The 18699-nt window shown below is 61.6% G+C and carries 17 protein-coding genes; 12 read left to right on the top strand and 5 right to left on the bottom strand.

Annotated elements, in window-relative coordinates; genetic code table 11:
* Window positions 1-7 precede the first annotated feature (7 nt).
* Both BN1127_RS10510 and BN1127_RS10515 read right to left on the bottom strand, forming a co-directional pair.
* Window positions 8-907 (bottom strand): LysR family transcriptional regulator ArgP, encoded by a 900-nt coding sequence (locus tag BN1127_RS10510; RefSeq protein WP_041206490.1) that lies wholly within the window; start codon window positions 905-907, stop codon window positions 8-10.
* 243 nt (window positions 908-1150) lie between these two features.
* Entirely contained in the window at window positions 1151-1777 is a 627-nt protein-coding gene (locus tag BN1127_RS10515) for an acyl-homoserine-lactone synthase (protein WP_041206489.1), read from the bottom strand.
* Window positions 1778-1841: 64 nt separating this feature from the next.
* On the opposite strand from BN1127_RS10515, the gene BN1127_RS10520 reads away from it, so the two are divergent.
* From BN1127_RS10520 to BN1127_RS10530, 3 genes are all read left to right on the top strand, one after another.
* Complete coding sequence (locus BN1127_RS10520; protein WP_005324972.1) at window positions 1842-2624, top strand: LuxR family transcriptional regulator; 783 nt, start codon at window positions 1842-1844, stop codon at window positions 2622-2624.
* 262 nt (window positions 2625-2886) lie between these two features.
* Window positions 2887-3507 carry an L-lysine exporter gene (gene lysE, locus BN1127_RS10525; RefSeq protein WP_005324974.1) on the top strand — a complete coding sequence of 207 codons (621 nt, stop codon included), beginning with the start codon at window positions 2887-2889 and terminating at the stop codon, window positions 3505-3507.
* Window positions 3508-3634: 127 nt separating this feature from the next.
* Window positions 3635-5614: a bifunctional 2',3'-cyclic-nucleotide 2'-phosphodiesterase/3'-nucleotidase gene (locus BN1127_RS10530; protein ID WP_042649402.1), complete on the top strand. Its 1980-nt coding sequence runs from the start codon at window positions 3635-3637 to the stop codon at window positions 5612-5614.
* 134 nt (window positions 5615-5748) lie between these two features.
* On the opposite strand, the gene lpxL is transcribed toward BN1127_RS10530, so the two are convergent.
* Window positions 5749-6672 carry an LpxL/LpxP family Kdo(2)-lipid IV(A) lauroyl/palmitoleoyl acyltransferase gene (gene lpxL, locus BN1127_RS10535; protein ID WP_042649403.1) on the bottom strand — a complete coding sequence of 308 codons (924 nt, stop codon included), beginning with the start codon at window positions 6670-6672 and terminating at the stop codon, window positions 5749-5751.
* A gap of 253 nt (window positions 6673-6925) precedes the next feature.
* On the opposite strand from lpxL, the gene hldE reads away from it, so the two are divergent.
* A complete protein-coding gene (hldE, locus tag BN1127_RS10540) occupies window positions 6926-8353 on the top strand; it encodes a bifunctional D-glycero-beta-D-manno-heptose-7-phosphate kinase/D-glycero-beta-D-manno-heptose 1-phosphate adenylyltransferase HldE (RefSeq protein ID WP_042649404.1) in 1428 nt (475 codons plus the stop codon).
* A 99-nt stretch (window positions 8354-8452) separates the two neighbouring features.
* Here hldE and tolC read toward each other — a convergent pair whose 3' ends face one another.
* A complete protein-coding gene (gene tolC / locus BN1127_RS10545) occupies window positions 8453-9778 on the bottom strand; it encodes an outer membrane channel protein TolC (protein WP_042649405.1) in 1326 nt (441 codons plus the stop codon).
* Window positions 9779-10083: 305 nt separating this feature from the next.
* Between tolC and nudF the strand changes: the two genes are divergently transcribed.
* The 8 genes from nudF to parC all read left to right on the top strand — a co-directional run bounded on the left by nudF (window position 10084) and on the right by parC (window position 18142).
* Entirely contained in the window at window positions 10084-10725 is a 642-nt protein-coding gene (nudF, locus tag BN1127_RS10550; protein WP_025325572.1) for an ADP-ribose diphosphatase, read from the top strand.
* Between the two features lie 51 nt (window positions 10726-10776).
* Entirely contained in the window at window positions 10777-11223 is a 447-nt protein-coding gene (locus tag BN1127_RS10555; protein WP_041206485.1) for a DUF1249 domain-containing protein, read from the top strand.
* 28 nt (window positions 11224-11251) lie between these two features.
* Window positions 11252-12070, top strand: a complete 819-nt coding sequence (cpdA, locus tag BN1127_RS10560; protein ID WP_042649406.1) for a 3',5'-cyclic-AMP phosphodiesterase — start codon at window positions 11252-11254, stop codon at window positions 12068-12070.
* A gap of 13 nt (window positions 12071-12083) precedes the next feature.
* On the top strand, window positions 12084-12671 hold the full coding sequence (locus tag BN1127_RS10565) for a YqiA/YcfP family alpha/beta fold hydrolase (protein ID WP_042649407.1): 588 nt from the start codon (window positions 12084-12086) through the stop codon (window positions 12669-12671).
* 2 nt (window positions 12672-12673) lie between these two features.
* Window positions 12674-13297 carry an NUDIX hydrolase gene (locus BN1127_RS10570; RefSeq protein ID WP_042649408.1) on the top strand — a complete coding sequence of 208 codons (624 nt, stop codon included), beginning with the start codon at window positions 12674-12676 and terminating at the stop codon, window positions 13295-13297.
* Window positions 13298-13335: 38 nt separating this feature from the next.
* Window positions 13336-13731, top strand: a complete 396-nt coding sequence (locus BN1127_RS10575; protein ID WP_042649409.1) for a GFA family protein — start codon at window positions 13336-13338, stop codon at window positions 13729-13731.
* Between the two features lie 139 nt (window positions 13732-13870).
* Window positions 13871-15766: a DNA topoisomerase IV subunit B gene (parE, locus tag BN1127_RS10580; RefSeq protein WP_042649410.1), complete on the top strand. Its 1896-nt coding sequence runs from the start codon at window positions 13871-13873 to the stop codon at window positions 15764-15766.
* Between the two features lie 81 nt (window positions 15767-15847).
* Window positions 15848-18142 (top strand): DNA topoisomerase IV subunit A, encoded by a 2295-nt coding sequence (gene parC, locus BN1127_RS10585; RefSeq protein ID WP_042649411.1) that lies wholly within the window; start codon window positions 15848-15850, stop codon window positions 18140-18142.
* Between the two features lie 69 nt (window positions 18143-18211).
* Here parC and BN1127_RS22420 read toward each other — a convergent pair.
* The coding region (locus BN1127_RS22420) for a hypothetical protein (RefSeq protein ID WP_197069635.1) at window positions 18212-18699 on the bottom strand (488 nt) is incomplete at its 5' end.

Raw genomic sequence — 18699 nt, forward strand, 5'->3', positions numbered from 1 at the left:
GGCCCCCTCAGCGGGGTTGCAGTGCCCGGCGACCCTGCTGGATCAGACGCAAGGAGATCTGCTTGTGCAGCCCTCGCTCCAGCACCCAGCGGTGCCAGTAGAGGCGCTCGACCAGGTGGAGATCCGGGCTGAGATCGAGCAGCAGCCCCTGTGCTAGCTGCTGGCGGATCTGCAACTCGGGGATGAGACAGCAGGCCAACCCCTGCTCCGCCATGGCGACGAAGGCCTCGGACGAGCGCACCGTGTGGCAGGGGTAACCGCCGGGGGGCAGGGCGAAGTGGCGGGCCATGAAGCTGACGTGCATGTCGTCGCGCTGATCAAACGCCACTGCCGGCGCCTTGGCCAGCGCCTCCGCCGTGAGCCCATCCGGGAAGTGGCGGGCCACGAAGGCGGGGCTGGCGGTCAGCAGGTAGCGCATCTCGCCGAGCTCGTCGACGCAGCAGCCTGCCAGCGGCTGGGGTTGCAGGCTGACGGCGCCGAATGCCTGGCCCTCACGCACCCGGTCCAGGGTGCGGCTCTCGTCATCCACCAGCAGGTTCAGCTCTATGGGGTGCTGCTCCAGCAGCGGCGCCAGGGCGGGCAGAAACCAGGTGGCCAGGCTGTCGGCGTTGACGGCTATGCTGATCCGGATCGGCGCCTGGGGTTCGCTGGGGGAAAGTTCCCCCGCCAGCTCCAGCTCCAGCTGGCGTACCTGGCGGTAGTGGGCCAGCAACTTCTGTCCGAGGGCGGTGGCCTGCAAGGGCTGGCTGCGGATGATCAGCGGCTCTGCAAACTGCTGCTCCAGCTGCTTGATGCGCTGGGAGATGGCGGACTGGGTGATGTGCAGACGCTGGGCGGCGCGCTCGAAGTTCTGCTCCTGCATCACGGCATCCAGCGCCAGCAGCAGCTTGTAGTCCAGCGTCTTCATCAGCATTCCTTATCAGAGAAGGGGATTGAACAAGGATGCTACTGGAGTGATGGCGGCAGGACAACCTGGCCGATACTGGCGGGTGCCCCGTGCGGGGTATCCCGGGCCTGTCACTGTGAGATGTGACAGTAGCGACAGAATGAGATTCATAAGATACTCATTTGGTCCGTTTTTGCATGGGGTGGAAACGGGCCATAGCGAGAGTTTTGGTCCCGGGTGTCAGCCCGGGACTTTTTTATGGGGTCAGCTCATGCCGAGCAGCTCTCCTGCCGGTACGTACTCCCCCCGCAGTGGGCGGTTGACGGCGCGTTCGAAGCGCTCGTCCAGATGGAAGCGGATCCCGACCCCGCGTACCGCCCCCAGATCCACCGCCTGACGGTGACCGAGCCGCTCGATGGGCAGGCCGAGGCGGCGGAAGATGCGCTCCACCGGCAGGCTGACCACGGCGACCAGCTCCCGGATCCCTTGCTCTCTGGCGAAGGCATGGACCTCCCGAAAGATGACGCAGGTCAGTTCGCTGATGCCGTTGTCGAGCATGGGCGCGCGGCCGGCATCGATGGCGAGGCGGGTCAGCTCCCAGACATCGGCGCCGCAAGGGGCCCGTTCGCCGGCGAGGGCACCGGGAAAGATGCTGGGCAGCATGTAATCCTGGGCACAGCTGAGCAGCCTGATGCAGCCGCACAGACCCTGCTCATCGTCAATCAGCACCCAGTGGGTATCGGGTTTGTCGAAGCTGTCCCGCTCCAGACCCCGGTGGGACTCCACGTCCCAGCCGAGCCGATCGGAGAAGACTCGCTTGCGAAAGCGATAAAGCTCGTTTTCGACCTCCCATCTGGGGTGTTCTCTCAATTTTCCTTTGAAAACAAGCATTCATGTCTCTCCATTTCATGGTTAGGCGCTATAATCCAAGGCCTTGGCCAGGGGAGGCTAGCCTATGACACGCGACCAACTGCTTGAGTATCTGGAACATTTCACGCTGGTAACGGATGGAAACCGGCTGGCCGAGCTGATCGGCCGCTTCACCCTGGGAATGGGCTACGACTACTATCGCTTTGCGCTCATCCTGCCCATGTCGATGCAAAGGCCCAAGGTGGTGTTGTTCAACCAGTGTCCGGACTCCTGGGTACAGGCCTATACGGTGAACAACATGCTGGCCTGCGATCCCATCATCCAGCTCGCCCGCACACAGACCCTGCCCATCTACTGGAACCGGCTGGACGAGAAGGCGCGCTTCCTGCAAGAGGGGAGCATGGATGTGATGGGGCTGGCGGCGGAGTTCGGGCTGCGCAACGGCATCTCGTTTCCGCTGCACGGGGCGGCGGGGGAGAACGGCATACTGTCGTTCATCACCCGGGAGCGGGCGTCCAGCGACCTGCTGCTCGAGTCCTCGCCCATTCTCTCCTGGATGTCCAACTACATCTTCGAGGCGGCGATCCGGATAGTGCGCCAGAGCATGAGGGAAGATGATCCCCAGGAGGCCCTGACGGAAAGGGAGACCGAGTGCCTGTTCTGGGCCAGCGACGGGAAGACATCGGGGGAGATCGCCTGCATCCTCGGGATCACCGAGCGCACCGTGAACTATCACCTCAACCAGGTCACCCGCAAGACGGGGTCGATGAATCGCTACCAGGCCATCGCCAAGGGGGTCAGCAGTGGCATCCTGCTGCCGAATCTGGAGCAGGTCGTGGTCACCAACTTCCCCAGACTGTTGCAGTGAATACAGGCCCGGCGGCACCGGCTCGTCGCCTGGCATCCCCTCTGTCGCCATCACCGCTGTCCTGCGCCGTCCCATCCTGCCGCCGATTCTCGGGGCGGGGCTGTGGCCCCACAATTGTCAGATCCTGCAATTGACAGCCTGCCAGGCATCGTTTTTTGCCCCGCCTTATCAGTTTTTTGAATGCATCAGAAAATGAATGAATTTCTCTGATTTCATGCCTCCCCTTATAGTGCGGCCAGATCTCCCACTCAAAGGTTTGTCCATGTTCGCGACCACACTGCAAGGCTTTACCCTCGGCCTTGCCATGATCATCCCCATCGGTGCCCAGAACGCCTTCGTGCTGAGCCGGGGCATTCACCGCAACCACCATCTGCTGGCGGCGACCCTCTGCTGCCTGTGCGATCTCGTGCTGATCGGCATAGGAGTGTTTGGCGGTGCCAACCTGCTGGCGGCCAGCCCCATCGGGCTGGCGCTGCTGACCTGGGGCGGCGTGCTGTTTCTCGGCTGGTTCGGGGTGCGATCCCTTGGCAGTGCCTGGCGCGGGCAGGGTGCAGCCCTGGCGGACTCTCCCCAGCTGATGGGGGTCAAGAGCGTGCTGGCCATGACGCTGGGGGTGACCCTGCTCAACCCCCACGTCTATCTGGATACCCTGATGCTGCTCGGCTCCTTCGGCAGCCAGTTTGCCGAGGATCTGCGGCCCGCCTTCGCGGCCGGCGCCATGCTGGCCTCCCTGGTCTGGTTTTACGGGCTGGCGGTCGGGGCGGCGGCGCTTTCCCCTTGGCTTGCCCGAGGCCGGGTACAGCAAGCCATTGATCTTGTTGTCGGTCTCATCATGCTGGTGCTGGCGGTCAAGCTGGCCAGCGGGGCATGGATGGCCTCATAAGGCTATTTTTGTGCCGTGCTTCATAAAAATGAGTCCCGGCTTCATCTGCTGACATATTCGTCTGTTAAATTCCCGCCGCTGGTAAAGCGTTACTCATAATAAAAGGGAAAATACAGTGAATAACTCCATGAAGCTGGGGGCCATAGCCGCCATCGTGCTGCTAACTGCCTGCAGCAATGAAAACGACAGCAAGGCGCAGCCGGGGACCGTCTCTCTGCGCCTGATCCAGACCTCCGATATCCACTCCAACGTGCTGGGGTATGACTACTACCAGAACAAGGAAGACCGCAAGTTCGGTCTCTCCCGTACCGCCCTGCTGATCCGCGCCGCGCGCGCCGAAAATCCCAACAACCTGCTGCTCGACAACGGTGACCTGATCCAGGGTACGCCGCTGGCGGACTACATCTTCGAGCAGTCCGGTGCCGGCTACCTCGAGAAGCAGGCCCACCCGGTGTTCAAGGCCATGAACGAGCTCGACTATGACGCGGGCAACCTCGGCAACCACGAGTTCAACTACGGGCTGGATTACCTCGGCAAGGTGCTGGCGGGGGCCGAATTCCCCTATGTGAACGCCAACGTGTTCGAGGCGGGCGCCTTCAAGCGCGACGCCAAGGGACAGATTGACTGGAGTGGCAACAAGTTCACCCCCTACCTGCTGCTGGAGCGCCAGGTCACCGATGACAAGGGCCAGCTGCAGACCGTCAAGGTGGGCATCCTGGGTCTGACGCCGACACAGGTGTTGCAGTGGGACAAGCGCCATCTGGAAGGCAAGGTGGTGGTGGCCGACATGGTCGAGACCGCCAACCACTATGTGCCCGAGCTGCGTGCCAAGGGGGCCGATCTGGTGGTAGTGGTTGCCCACACCGGCATCAACGCCAACAGCTATGAGGCCATGATGGAGAACTCCGCCTGGCATCTGGCTAAGGTAAAGGGGATAGATGCCCTGATGCTGGGTCATGCTCACAAGAACTTCCCGGGTGATTTCCCTGACTTGCCAGAGGTGGACAATCAGGCCGGTACCCTGAGCGGTATCCCGACCGTGATGCCCGGTTACTGGGGCAACCACCTCGGCATCATCGATCTCAAGCTGGAGCAGGTGGACGGCAAGTGGCAGGTGAAGCAGAGCCAGGCCAGCCTGCGCAAGATCGACTCCAGTGAAGGCAGTGCCGTGGATCAGCGGGTGGTGGATCTGGTGCAGGCGGATCACGACGCCACCAACCAGTGGCTGGACGAGCCGCTTGGCAAGATCACCTCTCCCATCCACAGCTTCTTCGCCCTGGTGCAGGACGACCCTTCGGTGCAACTGGTGAGCGATGCCCAGCGCCGCTACGCCGAACAACTGCAACAAGACGGTCTGCTCAAGGAGCCCTACCCCATCCTGTCGGTGGCGGCCCCCTTCCGCGGCGGGCGCAACGGCATCAATGACTTCACCTATGTGGCTCAGGGGAACATCTCCCTGCGCAACGTCTCCGACCTCTACATCTATCCGAACACCCTGCAGGTGGTCGAGGTGAACGGGGCCACGGTCAAGGAGTGGCTGGAGATGAGCGCCGGCCAGTTCAACCGGATCGACGCCAGCAAGACAGAGGTGCAGTGGCTGGTGAACGAAAGCTTCCCCACCTACAACTTCGATGTGATCGACGGGGTGAGCTACGAGGTGGATATCACCCAGCCGGCCCGTTACAGCAAGGAAGGGCTCAAGGTCAGCGACGGTCAGCGCATCAGCGGGCTCACCTTCAATGGCCAGCCCATCGATCCGGCCCAGAAGTTCTACGTGGTGACCAACAACTATCGCGCCAGCGGTGGCGGTCACTTCCCGGGCATCGACGGCAGCAACATAGTGCACGAAGATCCCTCCGAGACACGGGAGATCATCGCCCAGTACCTGAAGGCCCAGTCTGCGGAGAATCCGGCTGGCTTCAGCCCGGCGGCCAACAACAACTGGCACATGAAGGCGCTGCCCGCAGGCGTTGACGTGCGTCTCTACTCTTCCCCGGGTGAGGAGGCCAAGGCCCTGGCTGGTGCGGATCTGGCGTACCAGTCCACCCTGCCGATGGATGACGCCAAGCACCCCGGTTACGCCATCTACCGCTTGGTCCGCCAGTAATTCGGTGGTGAAAAGCAGATAACAAAAGCCCTCGCACTGCGAGGGCTTTTTCATTCCTGACCGAAGGGGGTTATCTCAGTAGTCACCGGGGTCCTCTGGGTCGGAGCGGGTCTTGAGGGAGCAATGCATGCCTCTCAGTAGTAACCTGCGTCTTCAGGGCTGGGGCGGGTCTTGAAGCGGCGATGCAGCCACATGTACTGCTCGGGGGCCTTGCGCACGGCGGCTTCAATCTCGCGGTTGGCGCGGGCGGCATCGACCAGGTCGTCACCGCTCGGGTAGTCTTCCAGCGGCGCCCCTATGTGCAGGGTGTAGCCGTCCTGGGTGCGGATGTTGTAGCAGGGCAGGGTGACGGTGTTCTTGACCCGGGCCAGGGTGGCGGTACCCGTGATGGTGGCCGCCTGCTCCACCGCGAAGTAGGGCACGAAGACGCTGGCGTGGCTGCCGTAGTCGTGATCCGGCGCGTACCAGAGGGCGTCGCCGTTGCGCAGTGCCTTGATCATCCCCTTCACGTCCATCCGGTCCACCAGGTACTTGTTGGAGGCGCAGCGACCGTGGTACTGGGCATACTCCAGCACCGGATTGGTGTTGGGGCGATAGACGCCGACCCCGGGCCGCACCAGGCCGAAGCAGCGGGCATTGAGCTCAAGGGTGAGGAAGTGGCAGGAGAGCAGCAGCATGCCCTGACCCTTCTCGATGGCGTCGATGACATGCTCTTCCCCCTCCACCTTCATCAGGCGGCGCATCCGCCAATCCGGCCAGAACCAGGCCATGCCCACCTCGAAGATGGCGCAGCCCACGCTCTCGAAGTTCTGTTTGAGCAGGGTTTCCCGCTGATCCCGGCTGAGCTCGGGCATCGCCAGCTCCAGGTTGCGACGGGCAATCTTGACGCGGGATTTCAGTACCTTGCGGGCCAGGGTGCCGAGCTGACGACCCAGCCACATCTGGCTGCGCCAGGGCAGCAGCACCAGCAGCCACAGCAGGTACAGGCCGAACCAGCTGCCCCAGTAACGGGGATGGAACAGACGGGGTTCGAGGCGGGGAGCATGTTCTTGGGCCATGAAGAGTCTCTTGTTCACAAAGGCAAGGAAGGGAGCCCAGCCGACACGGGGGTATCGGTGCCCGTGGATAGGCTGTCACTCGCAATCTGGGGATTCTATCCGAAAAACGGGGGCGGGTGCGAATCGCCATCACCTGGTCAGAGGGGTCAGGTGGGGAGCGCCATGGCGGGCATGGCAGTGCTTTTTTCACGTCCTGGAAAAGAGTGTGATAAAATCGCCCGCTGAAATTTTCAGGTTTTGAGAGCCGATACAGATGAAAATCACCCTGCCCGAGTTTGAGAAAGCCCGCGTTCTGGTCGTTGGCGATGTCATGTTGGATCGCTATTGGCATGGCCCCACCGGCCGGATCTCGCCGGAGGCGCCGGTGCCCGTGGTCAAGGTCGAGCACATCGAGGAGCGCCCGGGTGGCGCCGCCAACGTGGCCCTGAACTCCGCCGCCCTGGGTGCCCAGGCCGTGTTGCTCGGGCTGACCGGTCAGGATGAGGCCGCCGATGCCCTGGCCGGCCAGATGGCAGGGGTCAAAGTCGCCTGTGATTTCGTTCGTCTGACCGACTACCCGACCATCACCAAGCTGCGGGTGCTGTCCCGCAACCAGCAACTGCTGCGCCTCGATTTCGAAGAGGCCTTCCACGACGTGGACGCCAGCCTGCTGATGGGTAAGGTGGAGCAGGCGCTGCCAGGGGCCGACGTGATGATCCTCTCCGACTACGGCAAGGGCGCCTTGAACGACGTGCCTGGCATGATTGCCCGCGCCCGCGCCGCCGGTATCCCGGTGCTGGTGGATCCCAAGGGGACGGAGTTCGAGAAGTATCGCGGCGCCACCCTGCTGACCCCCAACATGTCCGAATTCGAGGCCGTGGTGGGCAAGGTGAAGAGCGAAGAGGAGCTGGTCGCCAAGGGGCTGGAGCTGGTCAAGCGCTTCGAGCTGGACGCCCTGCTGGTGACCCGTTCCGAGAATGGCATGACCCTGATCCGCGAAGGGCAGCCGGAGCTGCACCTGCCAGCCCAGGCTCACGAGGTCTATGACGTCACCGGTGCCGGTGACACCGTCATCTCCACCCTGGCGACATCCCTTGCCGCCGGCATGAGCCTGGACGAGGCCTGCGCCTTGGCCAATACCGCCGCCGGCATCGTCGTTGGCAAGCTGGGTACCTCCACAGTGAGCCCGGTGGAGCTGGCCAACGCCCTCTACACCGAGCAGGAGACCGGCTTTGGCGTCATGTCCGAGGCCCAGCTCAAGGTGGCCGTGCAGGCCGCCCGCCTGCGCGGCGAGAAGGTGGTGATGACCAACGGCTGCTTCGACATCCTGCATGCGGGCCACGTCTCCTACCTCGCCAATGCGGGCAAGCTGGGGGATCGCCTGATCGTTGCGGTCAACACCGATGAGTCCGTGCGTCGTCTCAAGGGGCCGGGCCGTCCGGTCAACCCTACCGAACGCCGTATGACTGTGCTGGCGGCGCTGGGTGCCGTGGACTGGGTGGTGCCCTTCGCTGAGGACACGCCCCAGCGACTGATCGCCGAAATCCTGCCGGACCTGCTGGTCAAGGGGGGCGACTACAAGCCCGAAGAGATCGCCGGCTATGCCGAAGTGACCGCCAACGGCGGCGAGGTGCGGGTGCTGAACTTCGAGGACGGCTGCTCCACCAGCGACATCATCAAGACCATTCGCGAGCGCGGCTGAGGCGAACTAACGTGACCATTGTCGGCGCCCTCGGGAGCCGGCAATCAGGCAGCAAAAAGGCGACCCGGGGGTCGCCTTTTTTCATGCCGTGAATCCGGCTCAGGACTTCTTGGTGACCTGGGCGGCGGGCATCAGGCCCTGGTTCACGTCTTCCAGATCCTTCTGCTCCAGTATGCCGGCGGCCTGCTTGAGGGAGAGGATGCTGAGGATGTAGTTGTAGCGGGCCTCGGAGAGCTTCTGCTTGGCCTGGTACAGCTTGCGGGTGGCGTCCAGCACGTCGACTATGGTGCGGGTACCCACTTCATAACCGGCTTCGGTTGCCTTGAGGGCGCTGTCGGCGGAGATGACGGACTGGCCGTAGGCACGCACCGAGCCGATGCTGGCGTTCACGTTGTTATAAGAAGAACGCACCGTGCTCTGCACCGAACGGAAGCTGCGCTCCAGCTGCTCGCTGGCGGCCACGTAGTTGAACTGGGCCTGCTTGACCTGGGAGGTGGTAGCACCCCCGGTGTAGAGCGGCAGGTTGAAGTTCAGGCCGATATTGCCCTGATTGCTGTTGCTCTCGGGGTTGCGGATCTCGTCCTTGTAGTCGTTGTAACCGGCGGAGAGGCCGGCGCCCAGATCCAGGGTCGGCTCGTGACCCGTCTTGGCCAGGTCGATCTGCTCCTTGGCGATGTCCTTGCCGATGCGGGCGTTGTGCAGCTCAAGGTTCTTGTCCAGTGCCAGCTCCAACCACTTGTCAGAGTTGAACGGCGTCTTCTGCGGGGCGAAACGCTCGGTGTTGAGCACGTCCAGTTGGCGATGATCGATGCCGGTCAGCTCGCGCAGGCTCTCATAGCTGTTGTCCAGGGTGTTCTCGGCATTGATCTCGTCTGCCAGCGCCTGATCGCGCTCGGCCTCGGCCTCATGCACGTCGGTGATGGCGGTCAGGCCCACTTCGAAGCGCTGCTGAGTCTGTTCCAGTTGACGCTCAACCGCGACCTTGTTGGCGCGAACAAATTCCAGGGTGTCCATCGCCTTGAGCACATTGAAGTAGGCCTGGGCGGTACGCAGCATCAGATTCTGGTACTCGAGGTTGTAGCTCACGTCGGACTGGGTGGCACTCTTCTCGGTCAAGTCCAGGTTGACCCAGTTGCTGCGACGGTAGATGGACTGATCCAGTGTCACTGAGCCGGTGGCGCCGCTGTTGGTCTGGGTATCGTCCTTGTTCTGCAGATAGTTCAGGCCGGCACCCAGATTGATCTGTGGCAACAGGGCTGCGCGGGATTCGTTGATCTTCTCGAAAGCCTGGTCTCGCTTGGCCTTGGATTCCAGCAGTTGGGTATCCTTGACTTGGGCTTGTTGGTAGATTTCGAGCAGGTTTTCGGCATGAGCGGCACTGCTCACACCCAGCATCACCATGACTGACAAGAGTGTTCTTTTCATATGATAGTTTTAACCTTATATATCAACCCAAAGCTGTCCGCTGGATGAGGGGGGATTGTCATCGACCAAGCTTGATTTCAGCTTAACCACTCTACTATAAGCAGATTTCATTGCGAACTGTCTCTTTTCCAGCGACAGAAACGTCAAGAGTCAGGGCGAGTTTTCTCGGCAACGCGCCTAGCCAAATGTCCTGTGGCTGCTAAAATCCATCCCTCATCGTCGGCGAGAGCGAGTGAATGAATGTTCATTCATGCCCCCGAATATTATGGTCAAACCAAGCCAAGTCAAGCTGGTAGGAGTCTCGTATGTCACAGCAAGCCTTGCCTCAAACCAGTCATTATTCCGGTGATGATGTGAAAATCATCGATAAATCATCGGGATACAACGGCTTTTTCAAAGTGAACGTCTATCGACTGCAACACAGGTTATTTGCCGGCGGCTGGAATGAGCCCATCGTTCGCGAGCTGTTCGAGCGAGGCCATGCGGCCGCGTTGCTGCCTTATGATCCCGTGCGCGACCAGATAGTGCTGGTGGAGCAGTTCCGCATCGGTGCCATCGAGACCAGCCCGACTCCCTGGTTGCTGGAACTGGTGGCCGGCATCATAGATGAAGGGGAGACCGCCGAGGCTGTGGTGCGCCGCGAGGCGGTAGAAGAGGCGGGCATCGAGGTGGGTCGCTGTGAGCATGCCATCAGCTACCTGGTGAGTCCGGGTGGCAGCACAGAGCGGATCGAGGTCTATGTGGGGGAGGTGGATGCCAGCCAGGCGGCGGGGATCCACGGTCTGGCGGAAGAGGGTGAAGACATCCGGGTCCATGTGGTGAGCCGCGAGCAGGCTTACGCCTGGCTCAAAGAGGGCCGCATCGACAATGCCGCCTCCGTCATCGCCCTGCAATGGCTGGCCCTCAATCATGGCGAGCTGCAGGCCCGCTGGCTGGCGGGGCGCTAAGGTGTTGTTCGTTCAATATTGCCTGCGGGTTGTGACTGATGGAGCTGCGATATGCCATTAGTCCAGAGCCCGATGAAGCGCTATGTGCCTGATTTGATGTCCTTGCAGCGTACCTGCGAGGTCAATTACATGGCCCTGATGAAGCTGTTGCCTCCCGGTGGTTCCGTGGGGGCCGAACGCCGTTATCAGGTAGGCAACGGCCTGCAGTTCCAGCTCACCGTCACCGAGGAGAGCCGCTTTACCAGTCAGGTGATCCTGGCCCAGCACAATCCCGAGTTGCCGAGCTACTTGCAGGCTCGTATCGAGATTCGTTTGTATCACGACGTGCGGATGGCGGAAGTGTGTGCGGCGCAACAGATTTCAATGTTGCAACCACGTTATGATTATCCCAATAAAAAAATGCATCACAGGGATGAAAAAGAGCAGGTAAATCTATTCCTGGCCGATTGGCTAAGATTTTGTCTCAAACATGGCACCAGCCTGATCAACATCCTCTAGTCGAACCCAATAAAAAAGAAGCGTGATTTTGGAAACAGAGCTACCTCAGGCGCCGGACGGCAGTGTGCGCCTGTTACAGATTACCGATACTCATCTCTTCGCCAGTGCCGAGGGACGACTGCTGGCCGTGCGAACCGCAGAGAGCCTGGCTGCCGTGCTGGAGCAGGTGCAGGCCAACGCGCATCCGTTCGATCTGATCCTCGCCACCGGGGATCTCTCCCAGGATCACAGCCCGGAGTCTTATCAGCGGTTTGCTTCCATGATGGCGCCGCTGGCTCGCCCCATCTACTGGTTGCCCGGCAACCACGACGACGGCCCCCTGATGACAGAGTACCTCCACGCCGCCGGGATCAGCGAAGCCAAGCAACTGGTGGGGGACCACTGGCAGGTGATCCTGCTCGATACCCAGGTGCGCGGCAAACCCCATGGTGTGCTCGGCGATCACCAGCTGGCGGCCCTGGATCAGGCGCTGCGCCAGCATCCCGAACGTCACGCCCTCATCGCCCTGCACCATCAGGCGGTGCCGGTGGGCTGTGCCTGGCTGGATCAGCACAATCTCAAGAATGCCGACGATCTCTTCGCCGTGCTGGCCCGCCACCCCCAGCAGAAAACCATTTTGTTCGGCCATGTGCATCAGGAGTTTGACGAGGTGCACCAGGGGGTGAGGCTGATCGCCAGCCCCTCCACCTGTATCCAGTTCAAGCCGCTGTCCGATGGTTTCGCCCTGGACGAGTCCGGTCCGGGCTGGCGCTACCTCACCCTGCATCCTGATGGTCGCATTGCCAGCCAGGTGTGGCGTCTGCCGGTGGGACAGTTCGTGCCCGACCCCGATGCCACCGGGTATTGAGGAGTCCGTCACCATGACCCCGGTTCTCCTTTATCTGCATGGTTTCAATTCCTCGCCGGGCTCCGCCAAGGCGCAGCAGATGGCTGCCTGGGTCGCCGAACACAGGCCCGACATCGAGGTGCTCATCCCGGCCCAGCCCAATACGCCGGCGGCGGCCTGGGAAGCCATAGAGCGTGCCATTGCCGAGGCCAGGGCTCGCCATGATGGCCAGCTCAGGCTCGGTGCCGTGGGCAGCTCCCTCGGTGGCTTCATGGCAACGAGAGTCAGTGAGTTGTATGGCTGCCGCGCGGCCCTGATCAACCCGGCGGTGCGCCCCCATGAACTGCTCTGCGACTACCTCGGCCCCCAGGTCAATCCCTACACCGACGAACGCTATGAGTTGCTGCCAACCCACATGGACGAGCTGCGGGCGCTGGCGGTGCCGGTAACCGCCCCCGAACGGCTCTGGATCCTGCAACAGCAGGAAGATGAGGTGCTCGACTATCGCAAGGCATTGAGGGAATACGAGTTTGCCCGCCTGTCGCTGGAGTGCGGTGGCAACCACGCCTTCGTTGGCTTCGAACGCTATCCGGCTCAGATCATTCACTTCCTCGGGCTTTAGCCGTGCAACCGCCGTTGGCCACCTTTCTGGAACAGGTGCTGGCCACGGCCCAGGCCGGACTCACCTACTCCAACGATCCATTCGATATCGCCCGCTTCGAGGCGCTGAGAGCGGCCACTACCGCCCTCATTGTCAGCCAGAGCGAGCTGGCGCCCGAGGCCATCGCCCAGTGGATTGCCCTGGATAGTGGCTACCCCACACCCAAACTGGATGTGCGGGCGTTGATCCTGGATGACGCGGGCCGGCTGCTGCTGGTGCAGGAGTGCAGCGACGGGCTCTGGACCCTGCCGGGGGGCTGGTGCGACATCGGCGACTCGCCGGCGGGCGCCGTGGTGCGCGAGGTGAGCGAAGAGACCGGCCTCGAATGCCGGGCCGTGCAACTGCTGGCCCTGTTCGACAAGCTCAAGCACCCTCATCCGCCGCAACTGCCCCATGCCCACAAGGCCTTCTTCCTGTGCGAGGTGACGGGCGGATCGCTGCTCACCGAGACTGACGAGACCCAAGGTGCGGCTTATTTCCCCATCGATGCCCTGCCCGAGCTCTCCCGCCACCGGGTTGTGGAGTCCCAGCTGCGCAGCCTGCACGACCATGTGCAGCAGGGGCGGCGCCACACCCTGTTTGACTGACACACCCGGGACGCTGAGCCCGGTGGCAAGGAGGCCATATGATCAAGCGCATCGGCAACACCCTCATCCAGGGGAAACACAGGGCCAGCTGTCATTGCGGCGCCGTGGTGCTGGAGCTCAGCCTGCCACATGGGGTGGTGGATCCCCGCCGCTGTGACTGCTCGCTCTGTCGGCGGCGGGGGGCCATCGTCGCCTCGGTGCCGCTCTCGGGCATCCGCATCCTGCAGGGAGAGGCCGAGCTTCGCTGTTACCAGTTCAACACCCATACCGCCAGGCACTACTTCTGCGGCGTCTGCGGCATCTACACCCACCATCAGCGCCGCTCCAATCCGGCCGAGTATGGTTACAACCTCGCCTGCCTGGAGGGGGTCAATCCGTTCGCGCTCGGCGAGGTGCCGGTGCTAGACGGGGTCAATCATCCCGCCGATCGTTAAAGCAACGCCGGCCCCGGCCCGGCCCTTTCCCGAAAAATGGCAGGGTACCTGTCCAGATCAAGCTTTCTGTGCTGGGAGTTTGTTCTGCCTCCGCCGAGCAGTTAAGATTCCCTCCAAACGTCAATTCGCAAGGCCCTCCATGTCCACTCAATACAATGCGGATGCCATTGAGGTCCTCAATGGCCTCGAACCGGTGCGTCGCCGCCCCGGCATGTACACAGACACCACCCGGCCCAATCACCTCGGCCAGGAGGTCATCGATAACAGCGTCGACGAGGCGCTGGCGGGCCATGCCCGCACCCTGGAGGTGACCCTGTATGAAGATCAGTCCCTCGAGGTGATCGACGACGGTCGTGGCATGCCGGTCGACATCCACCCGGAGGAAGGGGTATCCGGGGTGGAGCTGATCCTCTGCAAGCTGCACGCGGGGGGCAAGTTCTCCAACAAGAACTACCAGTTCTCCGGCGGTCTGCACGGGGTGGGCATCTCCGTGGTGAACGCCCTGTCCGATCGGGTCGAGGTGACGGTGCGCCGGGACGGCCAGGTCTATGACATCGCCTTCGAGCGCGGCGACAAGGTACAGGAGCTGACCATCACCGGCACCTGTGGGCGCCGCAACACCGGCACCCGGGTGCGCTTCTGGCCGCAGGCAAGCTATTTCGACTCGCCCCGCTTCTCGGTCTCCAAGCTGGAGCACCTGCTTAAAGCGAAGGCCGTGCTCTGCCCCGGTCTCACCATCAAGTTCCTCGACAAGAACACCGGCATCAAGCTGGAGTGGTGCTACGAAGATGGCCTCAAGGATTACCTCATCGATGCGGTCAAGCAGTTCACCTGTCTGCCGGAGCAGCCCTTCGTCGGCGCCTTCAGCACGGATCAATCCGCGGTGGACTGGGCCCTGTGCTGGCTGCCGGAAGGGGGCGAATGCCTCGCCGAATCCTATGTGAACCTGATCCCCACTGCCCTCGGCGGCACTCACGTCAACGGTCTGCGCCAGGGCCTGCTCGACGCCATGCGCGAGTTCTGCGAATTCCGCAACCTGCTGCCTCGCGGGGTCAAGCTGACCCCGGAAGACATCTGGGATCGCTGCGCTTACATACTGTCGGTCAAGATGCAGGATCCCCAGTTCGCCGGTCAGACCAAGGAGCGGCTGTCGTCTCGCCAGAGCTCGGCCTTCGTCTCGGGTGTGGTGAAGGATGCCTTCAGCCTGTATTTGAACAGCAACACCGAGCTGGCGGAGCAGATAGCCGAGATCTGCATCAGCAGCGCCCAGCGCCGGATGCGCGCCGCCAAGACGGTGGTGCGCAAGAAGATTACCCAGGGACCGGCCCTGCCCGGCAAGCTCACCGACTGCAACTGCGCCGACCCCATGCAAGGCGAGCTGTTCCTGGTGGAGGGTGACTCCGCGGGCGGCAGTGCCAAGCAGGCGCGGGATCGCGAGTTTCAGGCCATCATGCCGCTTCGCGGCAAGATCCTGAACACCTGGGAGGTGGAGGCCGGTCAGGTGCTCGCCTCGCAGGAGGTGCACGACATCTCGGTGGCCATAGGCCTGGATCCGGATTCGGACGATCTCAGCGGTCTGCGCTATGGCAAGGTGTGCATACTCGCGGATGCGGACTCGGACGGTCTGCACATCGCCACCCTGCTCTGCGCCCTGTTCGTGAAGCACTTCCGTACCCTGGTCAACAAGGGCCACGTCTACGTCGCCATGCCGCCGCTCTACCGGATCGACATCGGCAAGGAGGTCTTCTACGCCCTCGACGAGGACGAGAAGAACGGCGTGCTGCAACGGGTCGAGGCGGAGAAGAAGAAGGGCAAGGTGATGGTGACCCGATTCAAGGGGCTGGGCGAGATGAACCCGAAACAGCTGCGGGAAACCACCATGGATCCCAATACCCGCCGCCTGGTGCAGCTCACCATGGGCGAGCTGGAGGAGGGGGACGAGACCCTGCAGCTGATGGACATGCTGCTGGCCAAGAAGCGCGCCCCGGATCGCCGTGAATGGTTGGAAGAGAAGGGCAACCTGGCCATCATCTAAGCCATCGACTGGCCCGCGCGGGTCAGCAAGTATCAGCCGGAGTCGCCCAGGGGCGGCTCCCGAACCGAAAGAGATAATCACATGAGTGATGCTATCGAGCTCAGTCTGGACGGGGTAGAGCGCCAGCCCATGCGCGCCTTCACCGAGCAGGCTTACTTGAACTACTCCATGTACGTCATCATGGACCGGGCCCTGCCGCACATCGGCGACGGCCTCAAGCCCGTGCAGCGGCGCATCATCTACGCCATGAGCGAGCTGGGGTTGTCGGCGCTGTCCAAGCACAAGAAGTCCGCCCGTACCGTGGGTGACGTGCTGGGTAAATACCACCCCCACGGCGACAGCGCCTGTTACGAAGCCATGGTGCTGATGGCCCAGCCCTTCTCCTACCGCTACCCGCTGGTGGACGGTCAGGGCAACTGGGGGGCGCCGGACGATCCCAAGTCCTTCGCCGCCATGCGTTATACCGAGGCGCGGCTGTCGCGCTTCTCCGAGCTGCTGCTCTCCGAGCTCGGCCAGGGCACGGTGGAGTGGACGCCGAACTTCGACGGCACCATGAAGGAACCCGTGGTGCTGCCCGCCCGCCTGCCCCACATCCTGCTGAACGGGGTGACCGGTATCGCGGTGGGGATGGCGACCGATATCCCGCCTCACAACGCGCGGGAAGTGGCTTATGCCTGCGCCGAGCTGCTGGACAACCCCAATGCGGGGCTCGATGCCTTGATGGCGCACATTCAGGGGCCGGACTATCCGACCAACGCCGAGATCATCACCCCGCGAGACGACATCCGCAAAATCTACGAGACCGGCAAGGGCTCCATCAAGCAGCGGGCTGTGTGGAGCGAGGAGGATGGCGACATCGTCATCACGGCGCTGCCCCATCAGGCCTCCGGCGCCAAGATCATGGAGCAGATCGCCGCCCAGATGGTGGCGAAGAAATTGCCGATGGTCACCGACCTGCGGGATGAATCTGACCACGAGAACCCGACCCGTCTGGTGATCATTCCCCGCTCCAACCGGGTGGATGTGGAGGGGCTGATGGCCCACCTGTTCGCCACCACTGACTTGGAGAAGAACTACAGGGTCAACCTCAACATCCTGGGGTTGGACAACAGACCCCAGGTGAAGACCCTCAAGATGATCCTCTCCGAGTGGATCGTCTTTCGCCGCGAGACGGTGCGTCGCCGTCTGCAATATCGTCTCGACAAGGTGCTGGCCCGCCTGCACATCCTCGAAGGCTTGCTGGTCGCCTACCTCAACATCGACGAGGTGATCGAGATCATCCGCACCGAGGATGAGCCGGGCAAGGTGATGGTGGAGCGCTTCAACATCAGCGAGACCCAGGCCGAGGCGATCCTCGAGCTCAAACTGCGCCATCTGGCCAAGCTCGAAGAGTTCAAGCTGCGTGCCGAGCAGGAAGAGCTGGCGCAGGAGCGCGACAAGCTGGAGCTGATCCTGGGCTCCGAGCGTCGCCTCAACACCTTGCTCAAAAAAGAGCTCTTGGCGGATGCCGAGAAGTACGGCGACGATCGCCGCACCCCCCTAGTGGAGCGTGCCACCGCCGTGGCCCTGACCGAGAAGGAGCTGACCCCGAGCGAGCCGGTGACCGTCATCCTGTCAGACAAGGGCTGGGTGCGCGCCGCCAAGGGCCACGATGTGGACGTTATGGGGCTCTCCTACAAGGCGGGGGACGGTTATCTCGCCCACGCCTGCGGGCGCAGCAACCAGCAGGCTGTGTTCCTCTCCAGCCTGGGCCGTACCTATTCCCTGGAGGCGCACACCCTGCCTTCCGCCCGCAGTCAGGGGGAGCCGCTCACCGGTCGCTTTGCGCTGGGGCCGGGGGAAGAGGTGCGCCATCTGGTGATGGGTAACGAGGGGGAGCCGTATCTGATCGCCAGCGACGCCGGTTACGGCTTCGTCTGCAAATATGACGACCTGATTGGCAAGAACAAGAACGGCAAGGCGCTGCTCACCGTGCCGGAAGGTGGCCAGGTGATGGCACCCCAGAAGATTGGCTCGCCAGAGACAGATCTCTGCATGGCCATCTCCAACGAGGGGCGCATGCTGCTGTTCCCGCTCAGCACCCTGCCGGTGCTCGGCAAGGGCAAGGGCAACAAGCTGATCAGCATTCCATCGGCGCGGGTCAAGGCGCGGGAAGAGTTTATGGTGATGGCCGCCATTATCCCGCAGGGGCAATATGTCACCCTGTTTGCCGGCAAGCGCAAGCTGACCCTCAAACCGTCTGATCTCGACTACTACCGTGGCGAGCGCGGCCGCCGCGGTGCCAAGCTGCCCCGAGGCTTGCAGCGCGTCGATCGCATCGAGATTGAACCCGCCGCCGGTGCAGAACCGGTTGCGGGGGAAAATCAGGAAGGTTAATAAGTAATGAAGGGCGCGAAAGCGCCCTTCAAAGTAAATAGATTTAAGTATTACCTTCTAATAACATGCCTACAAATTTGTTAAGTCTATAATTGATGGCATCTTTATTAGACCCGCCTGAACAAAAGTCAACAATGCTATTACTATGGTTAGCCAAAACATGCGCCTTTGATTTGAAATATTGTCTGTATGTTTTCTTTCTTGCTCTTCATATATTTCAATGGCAGAGATACCATGACCAGTTATATCATATTGCATATGGTTTGTTCTCTTTAGTTCATTTGTATCAGAAAGAGCTTCCAAATATAGTTCAATCTTTGATAACTCTAACTCACGATTGGGATGTAAGTACCAACGATCAGAGTGAATTATTGACATAATAGATAGTGGTGTTATTTTAATTTCACCATCTAGATTAGCATTAAGAATAGCTCTTAATATTTCTATTCGGTCTTTGGTGACCAGTTTTTTCCTATTAAAAAGCCCCTGTAAAAACCATTCCTTTTTAGTTAATAACCAGGAGGTAATGTATGGGAGCCTAAGGAAGGTGCGAACAA

It is taken from the genome of Aeromonas media (assembly GCF_000819985.1).
Taxonomy (GTDB): domain Bacteria; phylum Pseudomonadota; class Gammaproteobacteria; order Enterobacterales; family Aeromonadaceae; genus Aeromonas; species Aeromonas media.

What these genes read in the sequence shown, in the direction of transcription:
- lpxL (WP_042649403.1), bottom strand. Translation starts at nt 6,672, where the DNA reads ATGGCCCAAGAACATGCTCCCCGCCTCGAACCCCGTCTGTTCCATCCC.
- BN1127_RS10565 (WP_042649407.1), top strand. Translation starts at nt 12,084, where the DNA reads ATGACCCCGGTTCTCCTTTATCTGCATGGTTTCAATTCCTCGCCGGGC.
- parC (WP_042649411.1), top strand. Translation starts at nt 15,848, where the DNA reads ATGAGTGATGCTATCGAGCTCAGTCTGGACGGGGTAGAGCGCCAGCCC.
- hldE (WP_042649404.1), top strand. Translation starts at nt 6,926, where the DNA reads ATGAAAATCACCCTGCCCGAGTTTGAGAAAGCCCGCGTTCTGGTCGTT.
- parE (WP_042649410.1), top strand. Translation starts at nt 13,871, where the DNA reads ATGTCCACTCAATACAATGCGGATGCCATTGAGGTCCTCAATGGCCTC.
- tolC (WP_042649405.1), bottom strand. Translation starts at nt 9,778, where the DNA reads ATGAAAAGAACACTCTTGTCAGTCATGGTGATGCTGGGTGTGAGCAGT.
- BN1127_RS10520 (WP_005324972.1), top strand. Translation starts at nt 1,842, where the DNA reads ATGACACGCGACCAACTGCTTGAGTATCTGGAACATTTCACGCTGGTA.
- BN1127_RS10510 (WP_041206490.1), bottom strand. Translation starts at nt 907, where the DNA reads ATGAAGACGCTGGACTACAAGCTGCTGCTGGCGCTGGATGCCGTGATG.
- BN1127_RS10575 (WP_042649409.1), top strand. Translation starts at nt 13,336, where the DNA reads ATGATCAAGCGCATCGGCAACACCCTCATCCAGGGGAAACACAGGGCC.
- BN1127_RS10555 (WP_041206485.1), top strand. Translation starts at nt 10,777, where the DNA reads ATGCCATTAGTCCAGAGCCCGATGAAGCGCTATGTGCCTGATTTGATG.
- BN1127_RS10530 (WP_042649402.1), top strand. Translation starts at nt 3,635, where the DNA reads ATGAAGCTGGGGGCCATAGCCGCCATCGTGCTGCTAACTGCCTGCAGC.
- nudF (WP_025325572.1), top strand. Translation starts at nt 10,084, where the DNA reads ATGTCACAGCAAGCCTTGCCTCAAACCAGTCATTATTCCGGTGATGAT.
- BN1127_RS10515 (WP_041206489.1), bottom strand. Translation starts at nt 1,777, where the DNA reads ATGCTTGTTTTCAAAGGAAAATTGAGAGAACACCCCAGATGGGAGGTC.
- lysE (WP_005324974.1), top strand. Translation starts at nt 2,887, where the DNA reads ATGTTCGCGACCACACTGCAAGGCTTTACCCTCGGCCTTGCCATGATC.